Genomic DNA, 899 nt, shown 5'->3' with positions numbered 1-899 from the left:
CTCACCCCCAGCCCCTTTCCCACAGGAGGAGAGGGGAGTTGCCGATAGCGCGGCGACTGGGCTCCCCAGGGTTGAAGGGGGGAACGCCCTGGTGGCATTGCTGACTGAAAGCGCTCCCCAGACCCGGCAGGGCTCCTTCTTTTCGGGGGAGCCTTGGTTTTATCTACAGGTGGGACGGCTGCTAGGGATCCCCGGCGACAGGCCCAAAGCGATAGCCCTTGCCGTAGACGGTGTGGATCAATTCTGCTGCTCCGGGCAACCTGAGGCGGCGCCGCAGCAGGCGCACCTGAGCTGCCAAGACATTGCTGCTGGGGGGATCCTCTCCGGCCCACACCTGCTCGTAGATCTGGTCGTGGGTGAGCAACTGGCCGGGGTGGGTCATGAAGTACTCCAGCAGGCGAAACTCTTTTTGGGAGAGGTGGATCATCCGCCCCTGCCGGTAGGCCACCTGGTTCTCCCGATCCAGCTCCAAATCCCCTATCTGTAGGCGAGGGATCCCTTCTCCAGTACCTGTGGTTCGCCGCAAGAGGGCCCGCACCCGCGCCAGCAGTTCCCGCAGCTCGAACGGCTTCACCAAGTAATCATCTGCCCCGGCATCCAGCCCTTCCACCCGGTCGTCTAGGGTATCTTTGGCCGTCAGAAACAGGATGGGGGTGGTGCAATCCACCTGCCGTACCCGCTGGCAGAGGGAAAGCCCAGAGAGCTCCGGCAGCATCCAATCCAAGACCAGCAGATCGTAGGGCAGAGCGGGGGACTTTTGCAGCAGCTCCCAGGCCCGCCCTCCTGTGTAGGCGACGTCCACCGTGTAGCCCTCTCGCCTCAATTGCTGGGCCAGAGAATCGGCCAACTCCACTTCATCGTCCACCAACAAAATCCGTGCCATAGGACTCCGTCCCGCT

At 62.8% G+C, this 899-nt stretch carries 1 protein-coding gene; it reads right to left on the bottom strand.

The window, feature by feature from the left end:
* Positions 1–181: 181 nt before the first annotated feature.
* On the bottom strand, positions 182–883 hold the full coding sequence (rppA, locus tag NW819_RS12825; protein ID WP_414413978.1) for a two-component system response regulator RppA: 702 nt from the start codon (positions 881–883) through the stop codon (positions 182–184).
* Positions 884–899: the final 16 nt, after the last annotated feature.

This window comes from Synechococcus sp. R8-2 (assembly GCF_047461715.1).
GTDB lineage: Bacteria > Cyanobacteriota > Cyanobacteriia > Thermostichales > Thermostichaceae > Thermostichus.
Note: the sequence above shows the minus strand (reverse complement) of the source record. Positions and strands in the feature narration are given on the sequence as shown.